The organism is Colwellia ponticola (assembly GCF_005885605.1).
Classification (GTDB): Bacteria; Pseudomonadota; Gammaproteobacteria; order Enterobacterales; family Alteromonadaceae; genus Colwellia; species Colwellia ponticola.
This window is the reverse complement of record NZ_SZVP01000017.1, coordinates 1-25,304: the sequence shown is the minus strand read 5'-3', so window position 1 is coordinate 25,304 and position 25,304 is coordinate 1. Positions and strand designations below refer to the sequence as shown.

Genomic DNA, 25,304 nt, shown 5'->3' with positions numbered 1-25,304 from the left:
ATACCCAAGCCTAGCTTGGATTCAAAGCTATTTATAGTGTCAGTTAAATTTTTTGATGAATTTAACTCGCTAATAGCTCTTGTGCGTTAGCTAAGCTGTACTGTGATATTTTATCGCCAGCGAGTAAACGGGCAATTTCTTTGACACGTTTTGATGCACTTAGTTCAGTTACTTGAGTTTCGGTCAGTTCACCATCAGTGGTTTTGCTAACAAAAAGTTGTTGATGCCCCTTACAAGCGACTTGAGGTAAATGGGTAACACAAATAACTTGGGTATTTTTAGACAGCTGCTTAAGTTTTTTACCTACCATTGCAGCTGTTGGGCCACTAATGCCAACATCAACTTCATCAAAGATGAGCGTTGGTGTAATTACTTTATCAGCTAAAATAACCTGCATTGCTAAACTAATACGCGATAACTCGCCTCCTGAGGCAACCTTATGCATGGCTTCTAGTGCTTGTCCTGGATTGATACTCACTTTAAAGCTGATGGTATCTACCCCATTGGTATTTACCGTTTCTTTGCCATTGCTTTGCTGCTTGTTATTTTCAACGGCAATAACAAACTGGCCATGAGGCATATTTAATTCTTGCATGCTTTTACTGATTAAATTGCTCAGTATTTTTGCTGACTTTTCTCTTGAACATGATAAGGCTGCCGCGCTTTCATTGTAGTGGAGCTTAGTCTGTTCTAACTCTTCAATAATGGTATTGATGCGGGTTTCGTCATCAGAGATTGAAGCAAGTTGTTGTTTTAATTCACTATGAAAATCAACCAAGTTTTCCGGTGAGAGTTGGTGTTTTTTTGCTAATTGTAAAGCAGTGGAATAGCGCTCTTCAATAATGGCGTAATTTTGTGGGTCTAATTCTAATTGCTGATAATAATGTTGTAAATCGCTGCTGGCTTCATCTAATTGAATTAATGAGTTTTCTAGTAATACAGCAACGTCGTTTAATTGTTTGTCAACACGTGCAATTGAGTTGATATTTTCACAGCATTCTCTTAATGAATCTAAAATATTAAAATTATCATTTTCAGATAATATTTGTAATGAACTCAGGGTAGAGTCAAGTAAATCTTGAGCATTACTGTGGCGTTTATAGTCTTGCTCTAACGTAGCAAACTCATCGGGTTGCAATGAAAATTCATCTAACTCAGTAACTTGGTACTGAATAAGTTGTTGCTCTGCTTCACGTTGTTGTTTATTTTTTTGTAGTATTTCTAGCTCTTTATTCAGCTTATTCCATTGCTGTGCATAATGCTTAACACCATTAAGTAAAGGGGTATGATTAGCGTAGTTATCAAGTAAGCGACATTGCTGATGGGCTTTAACAATCAGTTGGTGATCATGTTGACCGTGAATATTAATTAATAGTTGGCCAATTTCTTTTAATTGTACTAACGGTACTTGGCTGCCATTGATATACGATTTTGAGCGACCTTCAGCAGAAATAACGCGCCTTAGTATACATTCACTATCATGCTCGGCATCGAGCTCATGCTGTTTTAACCAAGCACGGGCTACTTTATTTTTTTTTGTTTCAAAGGTCGCTGCTAAGTCAGCTTTTTTGCAGTTAGGTCTGACAACGTTGCTAGTTGCTCGCTCGCCTAAGCATAAGCCCAGTGCGTCAATGGCAATTGACTTGCCTGCGCCAGTTTCACCGGTAATTGTGGTCATACCGGGTTGCCAATCTATATCTAATGAACGAACAATGGCAAAATTTTGAATGTTAAGCTGCAATAGCATAGTGAACCCTTAAGCATGAATAAAAAACCAGTAACTGTTAATTTATACAGGTATTGGTTTTTATTCAAGCTTATTTATCACAATTTGCTTCTTTTTTACTGGTGTTGTTGATACGTTATTCGTGATTCTTACGTAGTCGTTTTTGACAAATGTTAGTAAAGTTTATTACCCCAGCTGAGCTTGTTACGTAATACTTTAAAGTAATCATGATCTAAGGGGTGAATTAAACGAATACTGCAGTCACTTTTTTTGATAATAACCTCATCGCCAGGCATCACCGACAAAATAACATGACCATCACAACTTACTTGTAAGTGGTCGTGATTATCATGAGCAAGTATTAGCTTAATTTCACTATTACCGTCAACAACAATAGGGCGACTGCTTAACGTATGTGGAAACATAGGTACAAGCGATAGCGCATTTAAGTTTGGTGTTAAAATAGGACCGCCAGCAGACATTGAATAAGCAGTCGACCCTGTAGGGGTAGCAATAATTAAGCCGTCAGATCGTTGGCTAAACATAAAAGCGCCGTCTATATACACTTCAAATTCAATCATATTGGCGACTTTACCAGCATGAAGTACGGCTTCATTGACCGCACTGTTTGAGCTTTTGAGTTTGCCGTGGCGATATACTTCAGCTTCAATAATAAAGCGTTGTTCACTGCGCGATTTACCGGCTAATATTTGTTGTAATGGTTCAATGATATCAGTAGGCGATAGGTCAGTTAAAAAACCTAAATTACCGCGGTTTACGCCGATAACACCAATATCAAAACAAGCAAGCACGCGTGCTGCGCCAAGCATATAACCATCACCACCAATAACAATCGCAAGATCAGCTTGCTCGCCAATATCGGTTAAGGTACCCGTGGTCATTTTTTTTATATCGAGAGATTGCGCTGCTGAGAACTCAATAATAACTTGATAGTCATTGGCGACTAAATAGTCATGTAACGTTTTTATGGTAGCACTTGCGCCATCATGGTTGGGTTTGCCAATAAGGCCGATAGTTTTATAAAGTTGAGCCATAACGATAATTTACTTATTTTACTGGGGTTAAGGTCAGTTTCGCTTGATTCTTAGCTGTTGTAAAGTTCACTTTTTTATAAAATGTTTTTAAATCAAGCTTGAATCATTTTAGAGAATCCCCATACTATCACCATTAGTTCAAAAATTGAGGTTTTCCCATGACAACAGAGTCAACAAAAGATAATAACGAACAAGTGCTTACCCCTGAGCAATTGGCCGATGAAATTGTACAACAAGCAGAAGAGCAAGTTGAAGAGCAACATGAACATGCCCATGAGGTTATTAGTGCTGAGCAAGAGAAAATTAATGAGCTTGAATTAGCATTAGCTTCAGCGCAATCTACGGTTGCTGATCAAAAAGATTCAGTTATTCGTGCTAAAGCAGAAGTGGACAATATTCGCCGCCGTGCAGCTCAAGATGTCGATAAAGCACGTAAATTTGCCTTAGAAAAGTTTGCTGTTGAGATGTTAACAAGCGTTGATAACTTAGAACGCGCGCTTGAAAATATTGATAAAGATGATGAAAATAATAAAAGTATTGTTGAAGGTGTTGAGTTGACTTTACAAGGTTTGATTTCTTCATTAGAAAAATTTGCTATTAAAGCGATTAATCCGCAAGATGAACCTTTTAACCCTGAACTGCATCAAGCAATGTCTATGCAAGAAGTGCCAGGTGTAGCTGCTAATACGGTTATTGCAGTAATGCAAAAAGGTTACGAATTAAATGGTCGTTTAATTCGTCCTGCGATGGTGATGGTATCTAAAGCAGCACCAAGCGTTGATGCTACGGCGTAATTTTAGCTAGTTCTTTAAAACTAAATAGCTTTTACATAGCTGGTTTTAAGTAATGAGCTTGTAAATAAAACAGCAAAACTTCATAAAAAGTAAAGAGATTATCTCTTTACTTTTTTTTTGTCTTTATTTTGTTCCTATTGGTTTTATAGAGGTAATTTATCTAAGGATGAAAGTTGTTAGTAAAAATCAGGTCTTCTACAATACCACCTACTTACGCGCTTACTTATAATGAACACTCTTTTTAAAACGATATTTTTTGCAGGGGCTATGTTAATAGCAACATTGAGCACTAATACTTATGCGAATGAAGCCGCTAAACCTTGGCAGTTAACAACACAAAGCGGCGAGACTATTAGTTTAGGTCAGTACAAAAATAAGCCGGTTATTGTTCATTTTTGGGCAACGTGGTGTCCCTATTGTAAAAAAATACAACCTACCTTAGATGCCTTACAAAAAAAATATCAAGCACAAGGCGTAGTGTTGATAGCGATAAGTTTTAACGAAGATGAAGGTACATTACCTCAAGATGAAATTCAGCGCAGAGGATACGATTTTATAACAGCAGTTAACGGAGAAACCGTTGCCAAGCTTTATAAAGTTGCAGGAACACCAACAACATTTTTCATTAATAGACAACATGAAGTTATTTTCAAAACGTCTAGTTCAAATCCTGATGACCCTCGCTTTGACTTAGCATTACAAGAGATTACTAAAAGATAAACGCCATAATGTTGGTCTTTTTTGATTAGGTTTTGGGTAATATAAAATAGTGATAGTCATTAATACAGATTTATTGGGGTTAATTAACAACCAAGTAACCTTACGTTACGCTAATACTTATAACGTAAGGTTACTGTTTCTAATATTTTGACCAGATTTATCCACACTACCAATAAAAATAAATAGCGAACACTTCAAAAACACGCATTTCTTCCTGTTTTTTCGTTTAATCGTAACAAAAAGTAAAAAATATTAAATTTATCTATTGAAAAGCATTTTGCAGACCCCACTTCTAATTCAACAAACAATTTAATTAAAATAACTTTATTTAATTAGTAGTCTATTTAGGCTCTGTTTAAATAAAGACTTACGCATAGGAGCTCCCAAGATGGGCAAAATTATCGGTATTGACCTAGGAACAACTAACTCATGTGTTGCTGTATTAGACGGCGACAGTGTACGTGTTATTGAAAATGCTGAAGGTGATCGTACTACACCTTCAATTATTGGTTACACGGAAGATGGCGAAACGTTAGTAGGTCAACCTGCTAAGCGTCAATCAGTTACTAACCCAAAAAATACATTATTCGCGATCAAACGTTTAATTGGTCGTCGTTTTGATGACGAAGAAGTACAACGTGATATTAAAATAATGCCATTTGGTATTGTTAAAGCAGACAACGGCGATGCTTGGGTTACTGCACGTGACAAAAACGTATCTCCACCACAAGTTTCTGCTGAAGTTTTAAAGAAAATGAAAAAAACAGCTGAAGACTATTTAGGCGAGAAAGTAACTGAAGCGGTAATTACTGTGCCGGCATACTTTAACGACTCACAACGTCAAGCAACAAAAGATGCTGGTCGTATTGCGGGTCTTGATGTTAAACGTATTATTAACGAACCAACAGCTGCTGCCCTTGCTTATGGCATGGACAAAAAAGAAGGCGACAAAGTTGTTGCAGTCTACGATTTAGGTGGTGGTACATTCGATATTTCAATCATTGAAATTGACGAAGTTGATGGCGAGCATACCTTTGAAGTATTAGCGACTAATGGTGATACTCACTTAGGTGGTGAAGATTTTGATAACCGTTTAATTAACTACCTAGTAGCTGAGTTTAAGAAAGACCAAGGTATGGATTTAACCACTGATCCTTTAGCAATGCAGCGTTTAAAAGAAGCGGCAGAAAAAGCTAAATGTGAATTGTCTTCAGCACAACAAACAGATGTTAACTTACCTTACATCACTGCTGATGGTTCAGGTCCTAAGCACATGAACATTAAAGTGACACGTGCTAAGTTAGAATCTTTAGTTGAAGATATGGTTAAGGCAACTTTAGTACCACTTAAACAAGCACTTAAAGATGCAGACTTATCAGTAAGTGACGTGAATGACGTTATCTTAGTTGGTGGTCAGTCTCGTATGCCTATGGTACAAAAAGCGGTTACTGAATTCTTCGGTAAAGAACCACGTAAAGACGTTAACCCTGACGAAGCTGTAGCAGCAGGTGCAGCGATTCAAGCGGGTGTTCTTTCAGGTGATGTAACTGACGTTCTTTTATTAGACGTTACACCATTATCACTTGGTATTGAAACAATGGGCGGCGTGATGACGAAAGTTATCGACAAAAACACCACCATCCCTACTAAGCAATCACAAACGTTCTCTACAGCTGATGATAACCAATCAGCGGTAACGGTTCATGTTGTTCAAGGTGAGCGTAAGCAAGCGGCGGCAAATAAATCTTTAGGTCAATTTAACCTTGAAGGTATTGATGCAGCACCACGTGGTACGCCACAAATCGAAGTAACTTTCGATATTGATGCTGATGGTATCTTACATGTAACGGCTAAAGATAAAAATACCGGTAAAGAGCAAAAAATTACTATCAAAGCTTCTTCTGGTTTATCAGATGATGAAGTAGAACAAATGGTACGTGATGCTGAAGCTAATGCTGATGAAGATGCTAAGTTTGAAGAGTTAGTGCAAACACGTAACCAAGCTGATGGTATGATTCACTCTACTCGCAAGCAAGTTGAAGAAGCGGGCGATGAATTACCAAGCGAAGACAAAGAAAAAATTGAAACTGCATTAACTGAACTTGAAACAGCCATTAAAGGTCATGACAAAGAAGACATTGATGCTAAAACGCAAGCGCTTATGGAAGCTTCAGCTAAGTTAATGGAAATTGCTCAAGCTAAACAACAAGCTCAACAAGGCGCACCTGAAGGCTCTGCTGATGCCGACGCTGCTCCAGCTGATGATGTAGTTGACGCTGAATTTGAAGAAGTTAAAGACGACAAGTAACTTTTTGATTGGCTAAGGTTAACTGTTAATCTTAGCCGTTAAAAAGCTAAGCTATGTCTTAACTAATCTATGTTTCAATAAGAAAGGTTTTCATAGTAAAGCGTCGATATTTCTCGACGCTTTTTGCTTATAAATCAACCGTTAATTTTATTTGGTGTTGATTTTCTTGATTATTATCGTGATACCTTTTGCATTCATGGAGCAATGAAGAAAATTAGTCTCAATCAACTTGAAGTAAAGAAATATATTTATGTCAAAACGTGATTATTATGAAGTATTAGGGGTTAGCCAAGACGCCTCTGAAAAAGAAATTAAAAAAGCTTATAAAAAATTAGCCATGAAATTTCACCCTGACCGTACTCAAGGTGACAAGTCTAAAGAAGAAACGTTTAAAGAAGTTAAAGAGGCTTATGAAATCCTCAATGACGACCAAAAACGTGCTGCTTATGACCAATATGGTCATGCCGCGTTTGAGCAAGGTGGTCACGGCGGTGGCGGAGGTCACGGTGGTGGTTTTGGTCAAGATTTCGGCGACATTTTCGGTGATATTTTTGGCGGCGGCGGTCGCGGTCGCCAACGTCAACAACGTGGTTCAGATTTACGTTACAACGTTGAATTATCACTTGAAGATGCGGTTAAAGGCAAAAGCTTAGAAATTAAAGTACCTACCTATGTCAGTTGTGAGCCTTGTGATGGTTCAGGCGCTAAAAAAGGTACCTCGGCTAAAACTTGTAGCACTTGTCATGGTCATGGTCAGGTGCAAATGCGTCAAGGCTTATTTGCGGTACAACAAACTTGTCCTACTTGTAGTGGTAAAGGTAAAGTTATTACCGATAAGTGTACTTCATGTCGTGGTCAAGGCCGTGTTGAAAAAACGAAAACATTATCTGTTAAAATTCCTGCGGGCGTTGATACCGGCGATAGAATTCGTTTGTCAGGCGAAGGTGAAGCGGGTGAGCATGGCGCACCAACCGGTGATTTATATGTGCAAGTAAATGTGCGTGATCACGAGATTTTTGTTCGTGATGAAAACCATTTATATTGTGAAGTACCTATTAGCTTTGTTACCGCCTCGTTAGGTGGTGAAATTGAAGTACCAACACTTGGCGGAAAAGTTAAGCTGAAAGTACCTAAAGAAACACAAACAGGCAAAATGTTCCGCTTACGTGGCAAAGGTGTTAAATCGGTACGTAGTACTTCTACTGGTGATTTAATGTGTAAAGTGGTTATTGAAACACCGGTGAATTTATCAGGTGATCAAGCTGACTTGTTACGCCAGTTAGAAGAAAAAATGGCTAGTAGCAACAAAAAACACAGCCCTAAAGAAACTGGTTTTTTTGACGGGGTTAAGAAGTTTTTTGATGATCTTAAAGGTTAAAAGCTAAAAGGCTCAAACTGTTTGTTAATTATGGCTGATAGTCAGCTTGGTAGATAGTTTAGTTAATAAAAATCCCACTGTTATGTCACCATAACAGTGGGATTTTTTTATGCTTTCTCAATAGGTATGCTCGAGAACTTACTTTCACCGTCAATAGCTTGCTACCTAAGGTTATACCAATCTCATTAATTATCTGATCATTTCTACTGGTTAAAACAACCAACTACTGCGTTATTTATTTAATAAGTAGAACAACTAGTTATTAAAATAAATGCCTTATATTTGGTCGTTTTCCCTGCGTATAAAATAGACCACATAATTAATGAAACTGGTATTAGACACGTTACTTTTTAAAGTTAGGCAGTATGCCACTGCGACTATGATCAAACACTAGCGATGTTTCTACGGTAGTGACTTCATCGCGCGAGGTAATGTTCTTAAAGACAAATTGACGTAAATGCTCACTGTCTTTGACCGACATATGAATATAGTAGTCATAACTCCCCCCCATATGATACAAGTTGAGTATTTCCGGATAGGTTAATAAGTCATCACGTAATTTATTAACAATTTCTTCAGAGTATGGCTGTAAACGAATCGCAGCAATCGCTTCTATATTACCGCCAATGGTTTTTAAATTAACATCAATAAAAGCGCCTTTAATGACACCATTAACTTTTAAGCGCTTTACGCGCTCTAAACAGGTAGAAGGGGCAATGCCAATTTTAGCGGCTAGTTCTTTATTGGTAATATCTGCATCATCATAGAGTATAGATAATACTTGTAAATCGATGCTATCGAGCTTCTTCATTTGTCACCTGTAAATTTAATAGGTTTTAATACATTTTGTTACGTTTAGTCAGATAAATATTATACTTAATATACAAAGTGAGACTAGTTAAATAGTTTATTATTTGAATTTTTGACGTAAATAATCTTATTATCCGAATTATTTTGAGTATTTCGATGTGAAAACTGTGTGATGTCGTGGTAAAGTTAGTATGAAAAATCATGCTAATAATGTTTGCCAGTGCTAGCCATTGTGACATATTATGGCTTAGTTATATCTCTCTCGATATCATTACTTCTAGCTAAAAAAATAATTATAAAAATAACAAAAGGTTTACTCTATGACTTTGCTTTGGATACCCTTGCTATCCTTATTTGGCAGTATTATTTCTTCAATGACGGGAAAGCTAACACGTAATCAATCAACGGCATTGACGCTGTTAACACCTATTATTGCATTATTAATAACGATTAGCTTAGCACCAGCGGTATTCTCGGGTGACGTTATTCGTGACACCATATCTTGGATCCCATTGCTGGGCATCGATATCGCGTTTCGTTTAGATGGTTTAGCGCTGTTGTTTGTCTTTATGATCTTAGGGATTGGTATATTAGTTATTTTTTATGCCCGTTATTACTTAAGTAGTAATGACTCTATGCCTAAGCTTTACGCTTATTTGATGTTATTTATGACAGCAATGTTAGGCATTGTTATGTCGAATAATATTATTCAGCTATGGTTTTTTTGGGAACTGACCAGCATTAGCTCGTTTTTGTTAATCAGCTATTGGTGGCATAAAGCTGAAGCACGCAAAGGCGCAGTAATGGCGTTAACTATTACCGGTGGTGGTGGTTTAGCTTTACTTGCCGGCTTGCTGTTATTAGGTAATATTGTCGGTAGTTATAACTTAGATGTTATTTTAGCTAGTCGAGATATTATTCAAGCACATGCTTGGTATGAAGTTACCTTGATTTTAATTCTACTGGGTGCTTTTACTAAATCGGCACAATTTCCTTTTCATTTTTGGTTACCCCACGCTATGGCGGCGCCAACACCAGTCAGTGCCTATCTACATTCAGCGACTATGGTTAAAGCTGGTATTTTTTTATTAGCCCGTTTTTATCCAGCGTTGGCGGGCACTGATATATGGTTTATTACGGTGAGTTTAACCGGGCTTGCTACTTTGTTATTTGGCGCGTATGTCGCGTTATTTAAGCATGATCTAAAGGGGTTGTTAGCTTATTCAACTATCAGTCATTTAGGCTTAATTACCTTGTTGTTTGGCTTAAATACTGAGCTTGCTGCGGTTGCCGCTATTTTCCATATAATTAACCACGCTACTTTTAAAGCTTCTTTGTTTATGGCCACGGGTATTATTGACCATGAAACAGGTACGCGGGATATGCGAAAGCTTAACGGTATGTGGCGATTTATGCCCTACACCGCAACCTTGGCCATGGTTGCCGCAGCAGCGATGGCTGGCGTACCATTACTAAACGGCTTCTTATCTAAAGAAATGTTTTTTGCCGAAACCTTACATCAACAGTTACTTGGCTCTATGTCTTGGCTTATCCCTGTATTAGCAACTATTGCTGGTGGTTTAGCCGTGGCTTATTCAGCACGCTTTATTCATGATGTATTCTTTAATGGCGATCCTATCAACTTACCAAAACAACCCAGTGAACCACCGCGCTATATGCGAGTGCCGATTGAAATATTAGTTGCGCTGTGTTTACTTGTTGGTATTTTCCCTAACTTTGTTATTGACGATATTTTAAAGGCGGCTTCTTTTGCAGTATTAGGTGGTTATGTGCCTGAGTTTAAAGTGTCTTTATGGCATGGATTTAACTTACCGTTATTGATGAGTGCCATTGCCGTTGGCGGCGGATTATTACTCTATACACAACGTCGTTACTTATTTCAATTTCAAGCGTCACTCCCTTCATTAAATGCTAAAAAAGGCTTTGATGAAACCATCTATGCGATGACTAAGTGGTCTCAGCGAAAAATTAACGCGATAGAAAATGGTTCACTTCAACGTTACTTAATGCTGATGTTTGTGGTGGTATTACTTGTAGCGGGCTGGCCATTGTTTGAAATGAATCAGTTGGTTGGACAAAAACAACCTACGCCTATTGATGTTCATAATGCCATGGGGGCAGCATTACTGATGATTGGTGCTGTTTGTACCGTCATTTGGTATCGCACACGTGTGGTGTCATTGTTAATGCTTTCGGTGGTTGGCTTAATGGTATCTGTTGCTTTTACCCGTTTTTCAGCGCCCGATTTAGCCTTAACGCAATTAACCGTGGAAGTAGTAACCATTATTTTGTTGATGTTAGCGCTGTTTTTCTTACCGCAACACTCGCCAAAAGAGTCTAGCTCTATGCGAGTGTTACGCGACCTAGCTATATCGGGTGCTTTGGGTGTTGTTGTTGCAAGTATTTGCTATGCCTTAATTACTCGTCCATTAGATACTATTTCTGAGTTTTTCTTAGCCAATGCTAAAACAGGCGGCGGTGGTACTAACGTAGTCAATGTCATATTGGTTGATTTTCGTGGTTTTGATACCTTAGGCGAAATTAGTGTCTTGGGTATTGCCGCATTAGGTATTTATAAATTGTTACTTAACTTACCTTTATTTATGCCAACCAGTGATAGTGAAGGGCGACCTTGGGCGAAAGAGCGTTACCCTGTTTTATTAGCGAGTATCTCGCAGTCATTATTGCCACTGGCATTACTGGTATCATTTTATATCTTCTTGCGTGGTCATAACTTGCCAGGTGGTGGCTTTATCGCAGGGTTAGTGACTGCAGTTGCCTTTATTTTGCAATATATAGCACATGGTTCACATTGGATTGCTGAGCGTTTAACCATTAATTATCGCAAAATTATAGCTGCGGGTATTGCTATTGCCTTATTTACGGGTGTTGGGAGTTGGTTCTTTAATCGACCCTTCATGACCACGTGGTTTGATTATTTTGATATTCCTTTTATTGGTGAAATTGAACTTGCCAGTGCCTTAGTATTTGATTTAGGTGTTTATATTACGGTAGTAGGAGCAACATTAATGATTTTGGCAAGTCTGGGTAAATTAACGACAAATACGCCTACAGAAGAGGTGAAGGTTTAATGGAATTACTTTATGCATCCTGCGTTGGGGTTTTAGTATTTTGTGGCGTTTTTCTTATATTACGTTCACGCACTTTTCCGGTGGTTTTAGGACTTACCATGTTGTCTTATGCAGTTAACTTGTTTTTGTTTTCTTCTGGACGTCTTAGCTTTAATCAGGCGGCAGTATTGGGCACGGGCACCGAGTATGCTGATCCGTTACCGCAAGCGTTTGTGTTAACCGCGATTGTTATCGGTTTTGCCATGACCGCTTTTGTGGTGGTATTAGCCATTAGAGGACGTTCAGATTTAGGTAGTGATCATGTTGATGGTGAATTTCCTATCACTAATAACAATAATAACGATAAGAATAAAAAGGTCAAAGTATGAACCAGCATTTGACATTTTTACCGGTGTTATTACCAATGTTGGCCGGTGTGGTTTTATTGGTATCTCCCTTTGGTAAAACGAAAACTAGCCGAAGGGTTACCTCGGTAACACTCAGTGTAGTCACCCTCTTAGTATCCTTACTGTTGTTACTCAAAGTACAAGCACAAGGCCCACAAATTTACGCTATTGGTGACTGGAGTGCACCTTTTGGCATTGTACTAGTGGCCGATCAGCTATCAATATTGTTAGTGTGTTTAACGGCATTGCTAGGGGTTGTTTGTACCTTATACGCCAGTGCTGGTGATGATCACAAGGGTAGCTTTTTTCATCCATTAATCCATTTTTTAATCTTAGGGGTAAATGGTGCGTTTTTAACGGGCGATGCCTTTAACCTGTTTGTGTTTTTTGAAGTGTTATTGATTGCCTCTTATGCTTTATTAATGCATGGCGGCGATAAGAAAAATACCCGAGCAGCTTTGCAATATGTCATTTTAAACCTTGTTGGCTCGGCTATTTTCTTAATTGCCTTAGGCGTTTTATACGGTGTATTAGGTACGCTGAATATGGCCGATATGGCAGAAAAAGTAACACACCTGCAAGGAGATGATGTTTACCTTGCTAAAATTGGTGGCTTGTTACTGTTGGTAGTCTTTGCGTTAAAAGGAGCTTTATTGCCGTTGCATTTATGGTTACCTAATACTTATGCTACCGCTATACCTGTTGTTGCGGCGCTATTTGCCATTATGACTAAAGTTGGCGTCTATTCAATGATGCGTGTTTATACGTTAATTTTTGGCGATGAAGCGGGTGAATTAAGTCATATGGCACAAACCTGGTTATGGTGGTTAGCCATTGCCACTATTGCCATGGGCGCTATAGGTGTGCTCGCCAGCAAAGATTTACGAAAATTAGCCGCTAATTTGGTGATTGTATCGGTAGGCACTTTAGTTGCACTTATTGCGGTGCAAACCGTTGAGGCAAGTTCAGCGGCTATTTATTATATTGTTCATTCAACCTTAGTTACGGCAGCGCTGTTTCTGTTAGCGGACTTAATTGGTCGTCAACGTGGAAAAGTTGCTGACCGTATTAGTGCCGGCCCAGGGGTTGCTCAACCTAAGCTACTTGGTGCTTGTTTTGTTATTGCTGCTGTGGCGGTTATTGGCATGCCGCCATTGTCTGGTTTTATTGGCAAAGTGTGGTTACTTAAAGCGACTTTAGATACTGAGTTTATTGTTGTTTTTTGGCCAGTGTACTTATTTGCTAGCTTAGCGGTACTGTTTAGCGTGTCTAAAGCAGGTAGCGCTGTTTTCTGGCACCATCAAGGAAAACCGTTAACAGAGGCAGAACAAGAACGTGTTCATCCTACGCAGCTGATAGCCTTACTTATTCTTATTGCTAGTGCGCCATTAATGAGTATATTTGCTGGCCCATTAAGTGAATACGCTATTGGTGCAGCTACTCAACTGCATGATTTTAACAGTAACATTAATATTATTCTGTCAGGAGGCCAATAATGCGGCTAGAAGCGAGGTTTAAGTGGCTCCCCACGCCTTTTTTAAGTCTTTTATTATTTATCGTGTGGTTATTGTTGAATAATAGTGTTTCAACAGGTCATATTTTATTAGCGGTTATTTTAGCAATTGTTATCCCATTAGCCACTAGCCCTTTTAGAACAAAACAGCCCTTAATCATAAAGCCTGGCTTGGCATTACGTCATTTAATGCTAGTGCTATATGATATTATTACCGCTAATATTGAAGTGGCTATTTTAATCTTAGGCCCAACTAAAAGGTTAACACCAGGTTTTGTCAAAGTGCCGTTAGATCTAACACATACTATGCCCATTACTATTTTGGCAAGTACGGTATCATTAACCCCAGGTACAGTTAGCGCTGAGGTATACCCTTGGCATGAAAATTTAAAAAAAGGTGAACAGCCAGAGCAACGATTTTTACTGATACATGTGCTAAACCTTACCGATGAGCAGGCCTTAATAGATACCATTAAGCAACGTTATGAAGCGCCGCTTAAGGAGATATTTCAATGTTAGAAACGGTGATTTTAATTGTATTTGCCATGATAGGCTTATCGCTATTACTCAATGTATGGCGGCTATTAATAGGACCTTCAGTACCTGATAGAATACTGGCTCTTGATACTATGTATATCAATACTATTGCCTTGATTATTTTATACGGTATGAGTATGGGTACTACCTTATATTTTGAAGCAGCACTGTTAATAGCTATGTTAGGTTTTGTAAGTACCGTTGCTGTATGTAAGTACTTACTTCGTGGCGACATTATAGAATAAGGGTAAATGATGACTGAATGGATTATTTCAATATTATTATTAATTGGCGGCTCTTTTGTACTGATAGGCTCTATCGGTTTAGTAAAAATGCCTGATTTTTTTATGCGCTTACATGGACCCACTAAAGCAACAACACTGGGCATGGCAGCATTATTAACTGCGGCTATAATTTTTTTTAGTACTTCATACGAGGGGATGAGTGTAAAAGAAGTGCTTATTTCGCTGTTCTTATTACTCACGGCACCGATCAGTGCTTATATGATGATTAAGTCTGCTATTCATCATAAGCTTGAGAGTGTAGAACGCACTAAAGGTAAAAAAAATGTCGAGGATGCCGCTTAGTATTTAACGGTGCTTTACGAGTAATCTCTATAGCACCGTAAGTAGCACTGTGAGTGTTTTTTGAGAAAGCTATGTTTAAAAAGCACGTTTAAAGCTAACTCGCTTATAAACAAATCATACAAGCTATATCAACCCTACAAAGTTATACGTTATTAGAACATAGACCCACTATATGCAGCACAATTATCAAGATCTTATTGCTTTATTCGAGCAAGTATTTTTTCAGCAATACAATACCAAGTTAGTCAGAGGCGACGATGAACCCTTATATGCACCTGCAGACGCTAACTGTGCCCATCATCAAATAATTTTTGCCCACGGCTATTATGAAAGTGCTTTGCATGAAATTGCCCATTGGTGTTATGCCGGAGCACAAAGGCGTTTATTAGAAGACTTCGGCTACTGGTATATTCCTGATGGCCGTAATGAGAAACAACAACAGAAATTTGAGCAGGTTGAAGTGATCCCACAAGCCATTGAATGGGCTTTTAACGTTGCTGTACAAAAACAATTTAATACCTCAGCAGATAATCTTAATGGTTACCTTGGCGATACCAATGGTTTTAAAGTAAAAGTGCACCAACAAGTGTTAGCTTTTATTGAAACAGGTTTTCCGCCGCGCGCACAGCAGTTCATTGATGCGCTAATACATTTTTATCAAAGCAGCTCACCTTTAACGGCAGAGCAATTTAGTGTTGATGTGCAGCGTCATAATAAAGCTAACAAATCGTTTGATTTGACTGAAAAGGAATATCTACATGAAGTGTTTTAAGCTCGGGTTTATCATCAACCCTATTGCTGGCATTGGTGGTAGTGTTGCGCTTAAAGGCAGCGACGGTATGGTAATGCATGCTTTAGCCTTGGGTGCTAAGCCACAAGCTAATATTAGAGCTACTTTGGCGCTAGAGGTTTTATTACCTTATAAAGATAACATTGTCATTTATACCGCCAGTGGCTTGATGGGGGAGCAATGTGCAACGGACCTTGGTTTTAACGTAGAAGTAATCTATCAAGCTACAAATGAGCAGACTGATAGTCAAGATAGCCAATTAGCAGCACAGGCTTTGTTAGCACAGGGCGTTGATATTATATTATTTGCTGGTGGTGATGGCACCGCTAGAGATATCGCCAACGTGGTTGCTAATGATGATTACCAAGCTGTGCCAGTGTTAGGTATTCCAGCTGGTTGTAAAATACACTCGGGCGTTTATGCTATTACGCCTAAAGCGGCAGGTCGTATCATTGAATTAATGGTCACCAAGGAGTTAGTAACGTTAACGACGGGTGATGTTATGGATATAGACGAGCGCTTATTCAGGCAGGGGATCGTTAAAGCTAAGCGCTACAGTGAGATGAAAATTCCAAGTGAGTTACGTTATGTGCAAGCGGTTAAGTCTGGCGGCATAGAAAGTGATGATCTGGTTTTACAAGATATTGCCGCTAATGTTATTGAAGAAATGAACGACCACGGCGAGCGACAATTTATTATTGGCTCTGGCTCTACTACCGCTTTTTTAATGAGTGAATTAGGGCTAGCTAACACCTTGCTCGGCGTTGATATTGTTAGGGAACAAACACTGATTACCAGTGATGTAACCGAAGCTGCGCTTTATCAAGCGATAACAGACCACTCAGGTTTAAGTCAGTTAGTTATTACTTTAATTGGCGGGCAAGGGCATGTTTTTGGCCGAGGTAATCAACAATTAAGTCCTCGTATTATTCGCGCTATTTTAGCGCAGTCTGGTGGTCGTGATAATATTATTATTTTGGCGACTAAGGCTAAGTTAGCGGCGCTAGGCAATAAACCTTTGCTCAGTGATACGGGTGATATAGAGCTTGATCAGCAGTTATCTGGCTTTATGACTATTACCACTGGCTATAAAGACCAAGTGCTTTATCCGCTTGCTAGTCCGCAATAATTAACGATGACCAACTAAAAACTTAAAGTGATTTATATGACAACTAATACAACTAATACAGCGAATACAACTCCAACTAGCGCAACTAACGAAAGCACTGCTGATATTGCCACAAAACCGTTAATCACCGTTGCCGATTTTTATCACTATTTAGACGCGTTATTTGAGCTTGACTCTGATAGTGATACCTTATTTGCAGGCGGTTACTTACGTGGCTTCTTTTCTTTAGTTGCGACTGATTTTGGCGACGAGAGTCAAGTCATTTCAGCAGCGCTAGTTGAGGCGGTGACCGAAAAAGCCAAGCAAGCAAAGTTAGAGTTATCGCCACAAGATTACGCCATTGTGACTAACTTTTGGTTAGCAACTCAACAAAGAATAGTGCTGCAATAAGATAAAATAACCTTTACTCAAACTACTGCTTTATCTGAAGGTATTAACTGATTTTTTGTTTAATGATGTCCCTAATAATAAAGCGATTAGGGCTTAAACTAAATAACATGTCGTTATCCACGGGGTAGGGCGTGTTAGTTAATTCTGCGACTAAAATATCTGCTGCTAATGGCGCTGAACACAAACCCCGCGCGCCTAATCCAATAAGCATATACAAGTTGTTTATACTTGGTGCTACTTGGCTATACTTCCAGTTTTTATCTTTAGCTAAATGTGCATAAGCTTTTTTATGTTCGCTAATATTAGGCATTGCACCGACAAGTGGTAAGTGATCTTGTGACATACAACGTAGTCTTGCTTTACTCGATGAAATATCTTGCTCTTGCCAGTTAATGTTTGCCGATAATTCAGGCAAGCACTTAGCTAACATGGCTAAATTATAGTGATCATCAGCTTTATTGGTGTTTAGGTTCGTGTCATTTATTTGAAACGTAGCCCCAATACAATGAATACCGTTATGTGCAGGCGTTAAATAGCCTTTATGGCAAATGACTGTAGCCAGCTTACTTATTTTTTTGTTACTGTTCATGCTGGTTATTTGGCCACGGGTCGCGGTAATAGGGAGTGTTTTAAGCTGCTCTATTTCAATAGCATCAGCGCCTGCGCATATAACCAGTGTGCTAGCGCTATATTCACCTTGGTTAGTATATAAGCGCCAAGCACGGTTACTGTTACTTTCTTTGGTTGTCACCGAGGTCTCGGCATCGGCTATTTGTTGTATTTTGCTTACCTGAGTGTCGGTCACTATTGTTAAGTATTTAGTTGCTTCTGCCGCCTTAAAAATACTATGTACTAGTTCTTTTGGCGCTATCCAGCCAGCATTTGGCATGAAAAGTCCGCCATAAGGGATAGCTATATTAGCCAACTCACTGGCTTGTTTAGCATCAACGCTATGGATTAGGTCTTTTGACCAACTATTAAAGTGTGCAAAGGCTTTTTGCTTGTTAATGAGTGTTTCTTTATAAGAAACTTCGAGTAAACCACACCACTGATGGGCAAAAGAATAACCTTGTTCGGCAATTTCACTATAAAGTGCTTTAGCGCGCCAAAATGCCTGTTGATAAAATAAGCTTATACTATCAGCTTGTTTATATAACAAAGGATATACAGCCCCAATCGCATTACTAGAAGCGCCTTGAGCCAATGTTGAGTCTTTACAATACAAGGTTACCTTGATACCTAGTTTTGTTAAGCCATAAGCAAGACAAGCTGAGGCAATACCGCCGCCAATAATACTAACGTGTTGTACCTTGGTAACGTTTGCTCTTAACTGATAACCTTTTGTCGTTAAAGGGCTATTGTTTTTTTTATCTGCATTGTTCATTGAAGGGACTTTAGATTGTTGTTAAGTTATCTAGACATTTCAAACTCTATAATTCAGGCTAGCTATTTTACCCGAAATATTGATGTTGATCAGAAAATAACGACAGATAAGTAAAATATCGTAGATATATTAGCATGGATATCATATTATAGAGTACAAGTGTACGCTGGTTTTTGTTGTGATAAGCAACTCGTAATACCAGTTCAATCGCTATTACGAGTATAATAGCTCAAAATTTTTATAATTATAGATGGTTAGCTAAATGAAACGTGTTGTAATAACAGGCTTAGGTATAGTCTCAAGTATTGGTAATAATGCTGAAGAAGTATTAGCCTCATTAAAAGCCGGTAAATCAGGCATTTCACACTCTGAAAGTTTTGCAGAGCAAGGTCTTCGTAGCCAAGTGTGGGGTAAACCCGCTATTGATATTAAAGATCATATTGACCGTAAAGCTATTCGTTTTATGGGGGATGCCGCTGGTTATGCTTACATAGCCATGGATCAAGCGATTAAAGATGCAAAATTAACACAAGAGCAAGTATCGAATGTTCGCACAGGTATTGTTGCTGGCTCTGGTGGCGCATCCTCTGAAAATATTGTTGCTTCAACCGATACACTTCGCAGCCGCGGTATTCGCCGTGTAGGTCCTTATGCAGTGCCAAAAACTATGGGTAGCACTGTGTCTGCTTGTTTAGCTACACCATTTAAAATTAAAGGTGTTAACTATTCAATTAGCTCAGCTTGCGCAACTAGTGCTCACTGTATTGGTAACGCGATGGAGCTTATCCAGTTAGGTAAACAAGATGTTGTTTTTGCCGGTGGCGGTGAGGAAGTTCATTGGTCACTAGCGATGATGTTTGATGGCATGGGTGCATTATCAGCAGGTCGTAATGATACACCTGAACTAGCCTCGCGTACTTATGATGCGGATCGTGACGGTTTTGTTATTTCTGGCGGTGGCGGTATGGTTGTCGTTGAAGAGTTAGAACATGCTTTAGCGCGTGGTGCTCATATTTACGCCGAACTTGTTGGCTATGGCGCAACTTCAGATGGTTATGACATGGTAGCGCCAAGTGGCGAAGGCGCTGTTCGTTGTATGCAACAAGCAATGCAAGGTGTTGAAGGTAAAGTTGATTACTTAAATACACACGGTACTTCTACCCCAGTAGGTGATGTAAAAGAATTAGGTGCTATTCAAGAATTATTTGGTGAAGACTCACCAGCAATTAGTGCGACTAAAGCAATGACTGGTCATGCACTTGGCGCCGCGGGTGTTCACGAAGCTATTTACTCAATTTTAATGATGGAAAACAACTTTGTAGCACCATCAATTAACATTGATAACTTAGATGAGCAAGCACAAGGTTTAGATATTGTTACTGACAAACGTGATGTTGAGCTAAATCTTGTGATGTCAAATAGCTTTGGCTTTGGTGGTACTAATGCTACTTTGGTTATGCAAAAATATAAATAACTTAGCAAGCTACTTTGTAAGTTAACTTGCCCTTATAAATCACGCTAAATAAAAAATTAACCACGTTAAGTCATCTTAAACGTGGTTTTTTTATAGCTTAAATTTGATAGACTCCATTATAACAATCTCATTAATTATCTGATTAATGAAACTGGTATTAGCAATGCCAGCCCTTTATAGCGCTTGAACGCTTTTAGTAAAGTGATGATAACGAATGAAAATATACTATGATGAAAACATGCCATTTGCTAAAGAGTTCTTTAGTGAACTTTGTCAGCTTGATAGAGGGACTAATGGTCATGAACAAGGTGAACTAGTTGCCTTTTCCGGACGAGCTTTAACCGCTGAGCAAGTCGCTGATGCTGATGTACTTTTAGTACGCTCAATTACCGAGGTTAATGAGCAACTATTACATCTTAACGAGAAAATTTCTTTTGTTGGTAGTGCCACTATTGGTACCGATCACGTTGATTTAACTTATCTTGAAAAACGTAATATAACTTTTCATTCAGCCCCAGGTTGTAATGCTATTTCAGTAGCTGAATACGTATTAAGTGCCTTAGTGGTATTAGCCGAGCGTTATTTATTTGATTTATCATCACTCACGGTAGGTATTGTTGGTGGTGGTAATACGGGTACTCGTTTAAGTGAAAAGTTAGCCGCTTTGGGCATTCGTTATAAAATATGTGATCCCTTATTAGAGAAAAAACAAGCGGAGCAAAGCACTGTTAATACCACTGATGGCTCTGTTGATAATAGAGCGTATGTACCACTAAGCGATGTGCTAGCTTGTGATGTTATTTCATTGCATGTGCCTAAAGTTGAAGGTGGCGAACACCCTACCTATAAGTTACTCAATGCAGAAAATCTTGCTTTACTGCGCGATGATCAAATATTGATCAGTGCTTGTCGCGGAGATGTGATAGATAATCATGCTTTACTGGCACTTAAAAAAGCAGGTCATGGCGTAAAAGTGGTATTAGATGTTTGGCAAGGTGAGCCAAATGTGCTTGAATCCTTAATTTCCTACACCGAAATAGCAACAGCGCACATTGCTGGTTATAGCTTAGAAGGAAAAGCCCGTGGTAGTGAAATGCTCTATCAGGCATTATGTCAGCAGTTAGTGATTCCACCAAAATATCAGCTAACTGATTTTTTACCATCGGCAAGTATCCCTGCAATTGAAATTAATCAAGATTTTAACCAAATACTACTAAACCAGTTGGTGAAAATGGTTTACGATGTCAGACGAGACGATGCAATATTTCGTCAGCAATTATTTGTACAAGGTTTCGATAATTTACGCAAGAATTACCCAGTTCGTCGGGAATTTTCTGCGGTTACCGTTACCTTGTTATCCAATACCTTCAGTGATGTGCCACATCGCTTAGGCTTTAGCAAAAACGTTTAATTAGAAGAGAGAGGATCATGGCACAGAAATTCGATGTTTGTATACTTGGCGCAACTGGATTAGTTGGCAAAACCATTATGGAAATCTTAGAAGAAAGAGATTTTCCTATTAATAAACTTTACCCGCTAGCAAGTGCTCGCTCTGCCGGTGAGATAATTGAATTTAAAGGCGAAAGTATTGAAGTACTTGATGCTGACCATTTTGATTTTAGCAAAGCACAAATTGGCTTTTTCTCTGCTGGTGGTGCAATTTCTGCTAAGTTTGCGCCAATAGCCGGTGAAGCAGGTTGTATCGTTATTGATAACACTTCTGAGTTTCGTTACGAGGCAGATATTCCGCTGGTGGTACCAGAAGTTAATCCTGAAGCACTGGGTGAATACCGTAACCGAAATATCATCGCCAATCCTAACTGTTCAACTATTCAAATGATGGTGGCGTTAAAGCCTATTCATGATGCGGTAGGTATTAGCCGTGTTAACGTTTGTACTTATCAGTCAGTGTCTGGTGGCGGTAAAGAGTCTATGGATGAATTAGCCAAGCAAACAGCTGATTTACTTAGTGGCAAGCCTGTAGAAAGTAAAAACTTTTCACGTCAAATAGCATTTAATGTTATCCCGCAAATTGATGTTTTCTTAGAAAATGGTTACACCAAAGAAGAAATGAAAATGGTGTGGGAAACGAAGAAAATCTTAGCCGATGACAATGTATTAGTTAACCCTACTGCAGTACGTGTGCCGGTATTCTTTGGTCATGGTGAAGCGTTGCACATTGAAACTAATTCACCTATATCAGCTGAAGAAGTTAAAGACTTATTAGAGAAAGCACCAGGTGTTGTTGTTTGTCGTAATGATGAAGACTTCCCCACTCAAATTGGTGATGCTAGCGGTAAAGATGAAACCTATATTGGCCGTATTCGTGAAGATATTAGCCATAACTGTGGTATTAATATGTGGATTGTGGCGGATAATGTCCGCAAAGGTGCGGCAACTAATAGCGTACAAATAGCTGAATTATTGATAAAAGATCATTTAAGCTAAGCTTTCTACGTTAATATTTTTATTAGAGTAATGCAATTACCGTATTATCATTATAAAAGTTAACATCCTAAAACTCGTCAGTTAATCGAAATTATATGGTTAGCTGGCGAGTTTTTTGTTTTAGTGTTAGTTTCTTAGTTGCTAAGCTCGCTAATACAGCGATAACCTAATACCAACCTGTATAAGAAAGCTCGCCATCTGGGAACGCATGGTCACCATGATAACTTCACAAATTTTATTTGTGCTAATGTCGTCAATGCCGTTCTAAGTGGTCACTTTTTTATACACAATGGTATAATCAATAAATGAATCCGTTGCTATTAAACCAAAACAGCATGTGGTTTACCTCAGCGTTACAAAAACAGAAGACTTATTGACAGAGTTTGTTATTATCTGATGAATGACTATTTTGTTAGTTAATCTTTTTATGGAACAAACATTGCAGGTGCAATAGTACTAACAAATATTGCAATAGTATTTTAAACCAGCTCAGACTAGTTAATATCTAGTCGTTAAGTATTTACTAAGCTTTAACTCGACATTAACTAGACAAAATGCGCTATTTTTTTGGCGTTACCATGTACTAATACCAATGTCGTTTATTAGCTAGCTTGGTATAAACTTAAATACGTTAAATTAGGAACCTCTTCATGCAAAAATTTTTACGTCTGTGCCTATGGCAGGCGATTATTATTGGCATACTTACAGTCCATTTCCCTGTCAGTGCTGAAGAAGAAGGTGGCATTCGTCTACGAGGTCCTAAAAGTATTGATGTTTCCCCTTATAATCAATATGGCCCTATTACCGGGAAAGACACCTTGTGGAACATTGCTACTCGGGTTCGTCCTGATAAACGCTTAAGTGTCTACCAAGTAATGCAGGCGTTATATCAAGAAAACCCTCAGGCATTTCTTGATAACAATATCAATCACCTAGTTGAAGGCCAAACGTTAAATATTCCATCGTTTAGTAAAATGATGGCAATAAATACTAATACCGCTAAGCAAAAGTCGTTAGATGACGAAAAAGCTTGGGAAAAAATACAGCCTAAACCGGTTGAGAAAATTATTTCGAAAGAGCCTAGTATTCAGAAAAAAGACTTAGAGACAGTTAAAACCGAAATTAATGATCAATTACAAAAAATTGACGGTCAGCAGCAACAACGTTTAGCGACTATTCAAAATGATATCTCAGACTCTATTGATGGTTTACAAGCCATTTTAAAAGAGAATGATAACTTACGTCAGCGTCTCAATGTCTTTAATGACAAGCTTAGTGTTATGCAAGATGAAGTAGCAAAAGCTAAAGAAATAAAGTTGCAAATGAACGATATGATCACATTGCAGCAGGCACTCTTAGCTAAAGCGGAAGCCCGAGAAAAAGAGCTGTTACTAGAGAAGCAACAAGCAGAGCTCGCAGAGCAAAGTATGACTTCAAGTTTATGGTTTAAAATAGTAATGGGCACTATGCCAGCAGCGCTAATACTCTCATTATTAGCGTTGTTGTTTAAACGTAGAAAGCAAGCCTCAGATGAAGTTTTCTTTAATGAATTAGACACTAAAAAAGAGCCCGCTAAAGCAACGAAGGACAGTGCAGCTGAAGAATTATCTCTGGCTGATGAGCTTGATTTATCAATCGATGATGAATTGAGTTTAGATGATGAACTTGATTTGTCGCTTGATGATGAAGTCTCGCTTGAAGATGAGTTAGGCCTAGAAGATGACTTAGCAATTGATAATGACATCTTGGTCGATGACGATGTTATTCATTTAGATGACGACGATGACTTAAATGATCTTGAAGACATTTTATTAGATGATGATAGTGAACCTCTTGAAGGCGGAGAATTAGATCAAGATGATCTAGACTCGTTGTTATCAGGTTTAGATGAAGAGACAGACAAAACACAATCACCAGTTAGTGAAGAGCTTGAAGGAGGTGAATTAAATCAAGATGATTTAAATGAGCTACTTAATGGTTTAGATGATATCGATGATGATGACCTCGCTTTTGAAGAGCCGGCTAAAAGTAACAATGAAGCTAAAAGTGAAACAAAAAATGAAGTAACAGAAAAGGCCGCAGAGCCTTTAGCAGCAAAACCCGACGGTAGTAATAACGATGATGCTAACACAGACGATACTAATACTGAGCTAAGCGATCCTGATGATATTGATGCTTTACTTGAGTCAATGTCAGGTGAAACGCCAGCGGCAGAAACAGCACCGGCGGTAGAAAAACCTGTTGCAGACGAGGCTAATAAGGTTGAGCGAGCAGCAAAACCAGACGATAGTAATAACGATGATGCTAACACAGACGATGCTAATACTGAGCTAAGCGATCCTGATGACATTGATGCTTTACTTGAGTCAATGTCAGGTAAAACGCCAGCGGCAGAAACAGCACCGGCGGTAGAAAAACCTGTTGCAGACGAGGCTAATAAGGTTGAGCGAGCAGCAAAACCAGACGATAGTAATAACGATGATGCTAACACAGACGATGCTAATACTGAGCTAAGCGATCCTGATGACATTGATGCCTTACTTGAGTCAATGTCAGGTGAAAAACCAGCGGCAGACGATGGTAATACTGAGCTAAGCGATCCTGATGACATTGATGCCTTACTTGAGTCAATGTCAGGTGAAAAACCAGCGGCAGACGATGGCAATATTGAGCTAAGCGATCCTGATGATATTGATGCCTTACTTGAGTCAATGTCAGGTGAAACACCAGCGGCAGACGATGGCAATACTGAGCTAAGCGAT

21 protein-coding genes are annotated in these 25,304 nt (G+C 38.8%); 17 read left to right on the top strand and 4 right to left on the bottom strand.

Annotated elements, in window-relative coordinates:
* Positions 1 to 61 precede the first annotated feature (61 nt).
* Positions 62 to 1,747, bottom strand: coding sequence for a DNA repair protein RecN (gene recN, locus FCS21_RS14190; RefSeq protein WP_138624205.1), 1,686 nt, complete (start codon positions 1,745 to 1,747; stop codon positions 62 to 64).
* Positions 1,748 to 1,899: 152 nt separating this feature from the next.
* The gene (gene nadK, locus FCS21_RS14185) at positions 1,900 to 2,781 is read right to left on the bottom strand and encodes an NAD(+) kinase (protein ID WP_138624203.1); all 882 of its coding nucleotides are present in this window, start codon (positions 2,779 to 2,781) and stop codon (positions 1,900 to 1,902) included.
* A 158-nt stretch (positions 2,782 to 2,939) separates the two neighbouring features.
* Here nadK and grpE point away from each other — a divergent pair, with 158 nt between their 5' ends.
* The 4 genes from grpE to dnaJ all read left to right on the top strand — a co-directional run bounded on the left by grpE (position 2,940) and on the right by dnaJ (position 7,981).
* Positions 2,940 to 3,575: a nucleotide exchange factor GrpE gene (gene grpE, locus FCS21_RS14180; protein ID WP_138624201.1), complete on the top strand. Its 636-nt coding sequence runs from the start codon at positions 2,940 to 2,942 to the stop codon at positions 3,573 to 3,575.
* Between the two features lie 228 nt (positions 3,576 to 3,803).
* On the top strand, positions 3,804 to 4,295 hold the full coding sequence (locus tag FCS21_RS14175) for a TlpA disulfide reductase family protein (protein ID WP_138624199.1): 492 nt from the start codon (positions 3,804 to 3,806) through the stop codon (positions 4,293 to 4,295).
* A 388-nt stretch (positions 4,296 to 4,683) separates the two neighbouring features.
* The gene (dnaK, locus tag FCS21_RS14170) at positions 4,684 to 6,603 is read left to right on the top strand and encodes a molecular chaperone DnaK (protein ID WP_138624198.1); all 1,920 of its coding nucleotides are present in this window, start codon (positions 4,684 to 4,686) and stop codon (positions 6,601 to 6,603) included.
* A gap of 250 nt (positions 6,604 to 6,853) precedes the next feature.
* Positions 6,854 to 7,981, top strand: coding sequence for a molecular chaperone DnaJ (dnaJ, locus tag FCS21_RS14165; RefSeq protein ID WP_138624196.1), 1,128 nt, complete (start codon positions 6,854 to 6,856; stop codon positions 7,979 to 7,981).
* A gap of 343 nt (positions 7,982 to 8,324) precedes the next feature.
* Here dnaJ and FCS21_RS14160 read toward each other — a convergent pair whose 3' ends face one another.
* On the bottom strand, positions 8,325 to 8,792 hold the full coding sequence (locus tag FCS21_RS14160; protein ID WP_138624195.1) for an Lrp/AsnC family transcriptional regulator: 468 nt from the start codon (positions 8,790 to 8,792) through the stop codon (positions 8,325 to 8,327).
* 319 nt (positions 8,793 to 9,111) lie between these two features.
* On the opposite strand from FCS21_RS14160, the gene FCS21_RS14155 reads away from it, so the two are divergent.
* The 9 genes from FCS21_RS14155 to FCS21_RS14115 all read left to right on the top strand — a co-directional run bounded on the left by FCS21_RS14155 (position 9,112) and on the right by FCS21_RS14115 (position 17,236).
* Entirely contained in the window at positions 9,112 to 11,904 is a 2,793-nt protein-coding gene (locus tag FCS21_RS14155) for a monovalent cation/H+ antiporter subunit A (protein ID WP_138624193.1), read from the top strand.
* Positions 11,904 to 12,272 carry a Na+/H+ antiporter subunit C gene (locus tag FCS21_RS14150; protein ID WP_118056212.1) on the top strand — a complete coding sequence of 123 codons (369 nt, stop codon included), beginning with the start codon at positions 11,904 to 11,906 and terminating at the stop codon, positions 12,270 to 12,272. The genes FCS21_RS14155 and FCS21_RS14150 overlap by 1 nt, the downstream gene beginning before the upstream one ends.
* The gene (locus FCS21_RS14145; protein WP_138624192.1) at positions 12,269 to 13,786 is read left to right on the top strand and encodes a monovalent cation/H+ antiporter subunit D; all 1,518 of its coding nucleotides are present in this window, start codon (positions 12,269 to 12,271) and stop codon (positions 13,784 to 13,786) included. Before FCS21_RS14150 ends, FCS21_RS14145 begins: the two co-directional genes overlap by 4 nt.
* Positions 13,786 to 14,322 (top strand): Na+/H+ antiporter subunit E, encoded by a 537-nt coding sequence (locus FCS21_RS14140; RefSeq protein ID WP_138624191.1) that lies wholly within the window; start codon positions 13,786 to 13,788, stop codon positions 14,320 to 14,322. The genes FCS21_RS14145 and FCS21_RS14140 overlap by 1 nt, the downstream gene beginning before the upstream one ends.
* Positions 14,316 to 14,585: a K+/H+ antiporter subunit F gene (locus FCS21_RS14135; protein WP_138624190.1), complete on the top strand. Its 270-nt coding sequence runs from the start codon at positions 14,316 to 14,318 to the stop codon at positions 14,583 to 14,585. The genes FCS21_RS14140 and FCS21_RS14135 overlap by 7 nt, the downstream gene beginning before the upstream one ends.
* 6 nt (positions 14,586 to 14,591) lie before the next feature.
* Positions 14,592 to 14,927: a Na+/H+ antiporter subunit G gene (locus FCS21_RS14130; RefSeq protein WP_171035716.1), complete on the top strand. Its 336-nt coding sequence runs from the start codon at positions 14,592 to 14,594 to the stop codon at positions 14,925 to 14,927.
* A 172-nt stretch (positions 14,928 to 15,099) separates the two neighbouring features.
* On the top strand, positions 15,100 to 15,699 hold the full coding sequence (locus tag FCS21_RS14125) for an elongation factor P hydroxylase (protein ID WP_138624188.1): 600 nt from the start codon (positions 15,100 to 15,102) through the stop codon (positions 15,697 to 15,699).
* Positions 15,686 to 16,846 carry an ATP-NAD kinase family protein gene (locus FCS21_RS14120; RefSeq protein ID WP_138624187.1) on the top strand — a complete coding sequence of 387 codons (1,161 nt, stop codon included), beginning with the start codon at positions 15,686 to 15,688 and terminating at the stop codon, positions 16,844 to 16,846. Before FCS21_RS14125 ends, FCS21_RS14120 begins: the two co-directional genes overlap by 14 nt.
* 36 nt (positions 16,847 to 16,882) lie before the next feature.
* Positions 16,883 to 17,236: a YfcL family protein gene (locus tag FCS21_RS14115; protein ID WP_138624186.1), complete on the top strand. Its 354-nt coding sequence runs from the start codon at positions 16,883 to 16,885 to the stop codon at positions 17,234 to 17,236.
* A 43-nt stretch (positions 17,237 to 17,279) separates the two neighbouring features.
* Here the strand turns inward: FCS21_RS14115 and mnmC1 are convergent, their stop codons facing one another.
* A complete protein-coding gene (mnmC1, locus tag FCS21_RS14110) occupies positions 17,280 to 18,620 on the bottom strand; it encodes an FAD-dependent 5-carboxymethylaminomethyl-2-thiouridine(34) oxidoreductase MnmC1 (RefSeq protein ID WP_138624185.1) in 1,341 nt (446 codons plus the stop codon).
* A 262-nt stretch (positions 18,621 to 18,882) separates the two neighbouring features.
* On the opposite strand from mnmC1, the gene fabB reads away from it, so the two are divergent.
* From fabB to FCS21_RS14090, 4 genes are all read left to right on the top strand, one after another.
* Positions 18,883 to 20,094, top strand: a complete 1,212-nt coding sequence (gene fabB, locus FCS21_RS14105) for a beta-ketoacyl-ACP synthase I (protein WP_138624184.1) — start codon at positions 18,883 to 18,885, stop codon at positions 20,092 to 20,094.
* A 214-nt stretch (positions 20,095 to 20,308) separates the two neighbouring features.
* Positions 20,309 to 21,505 carry a 4-phosphoerythronate dehydrogenase gene (locus FCS21_RS14100; RefSeq protein WP_138624183.1) on the top strand — a complete coding sequence of 399 codons (1,197 nt, stop codon included), beginning with the start codon at positions 20,309 to 20,311 and terminating at the stop codon, positions 21,503 to 21,505.
* A gap of 17 nt (positions 21,506 to 21,522) precedes the next feature.
* On the top strand, positions 21,523 to 22,542 hold the full coding sequence (locus tag FCS21_RS14095; protein WP_138624182.1) for an aspartate-semialdehyde dehydrogenase: 1,020 nt from the start codon (positions 21,523 to 21,525) through the stop codon (positions 22,540 to 22,542).
* A gap of 650 nt (positions 22,543 to 23,192) precedes the next feature.
* Positions 23,193 to 25,304, top strand: a 2,112-nt coding sequence (locus tag FCS21_RS14090) for a FimV/HubP family polar landmark protein (RefSeq protein WP_138624181.1), incomplete at its 3' end; no start/stop codon positions are given.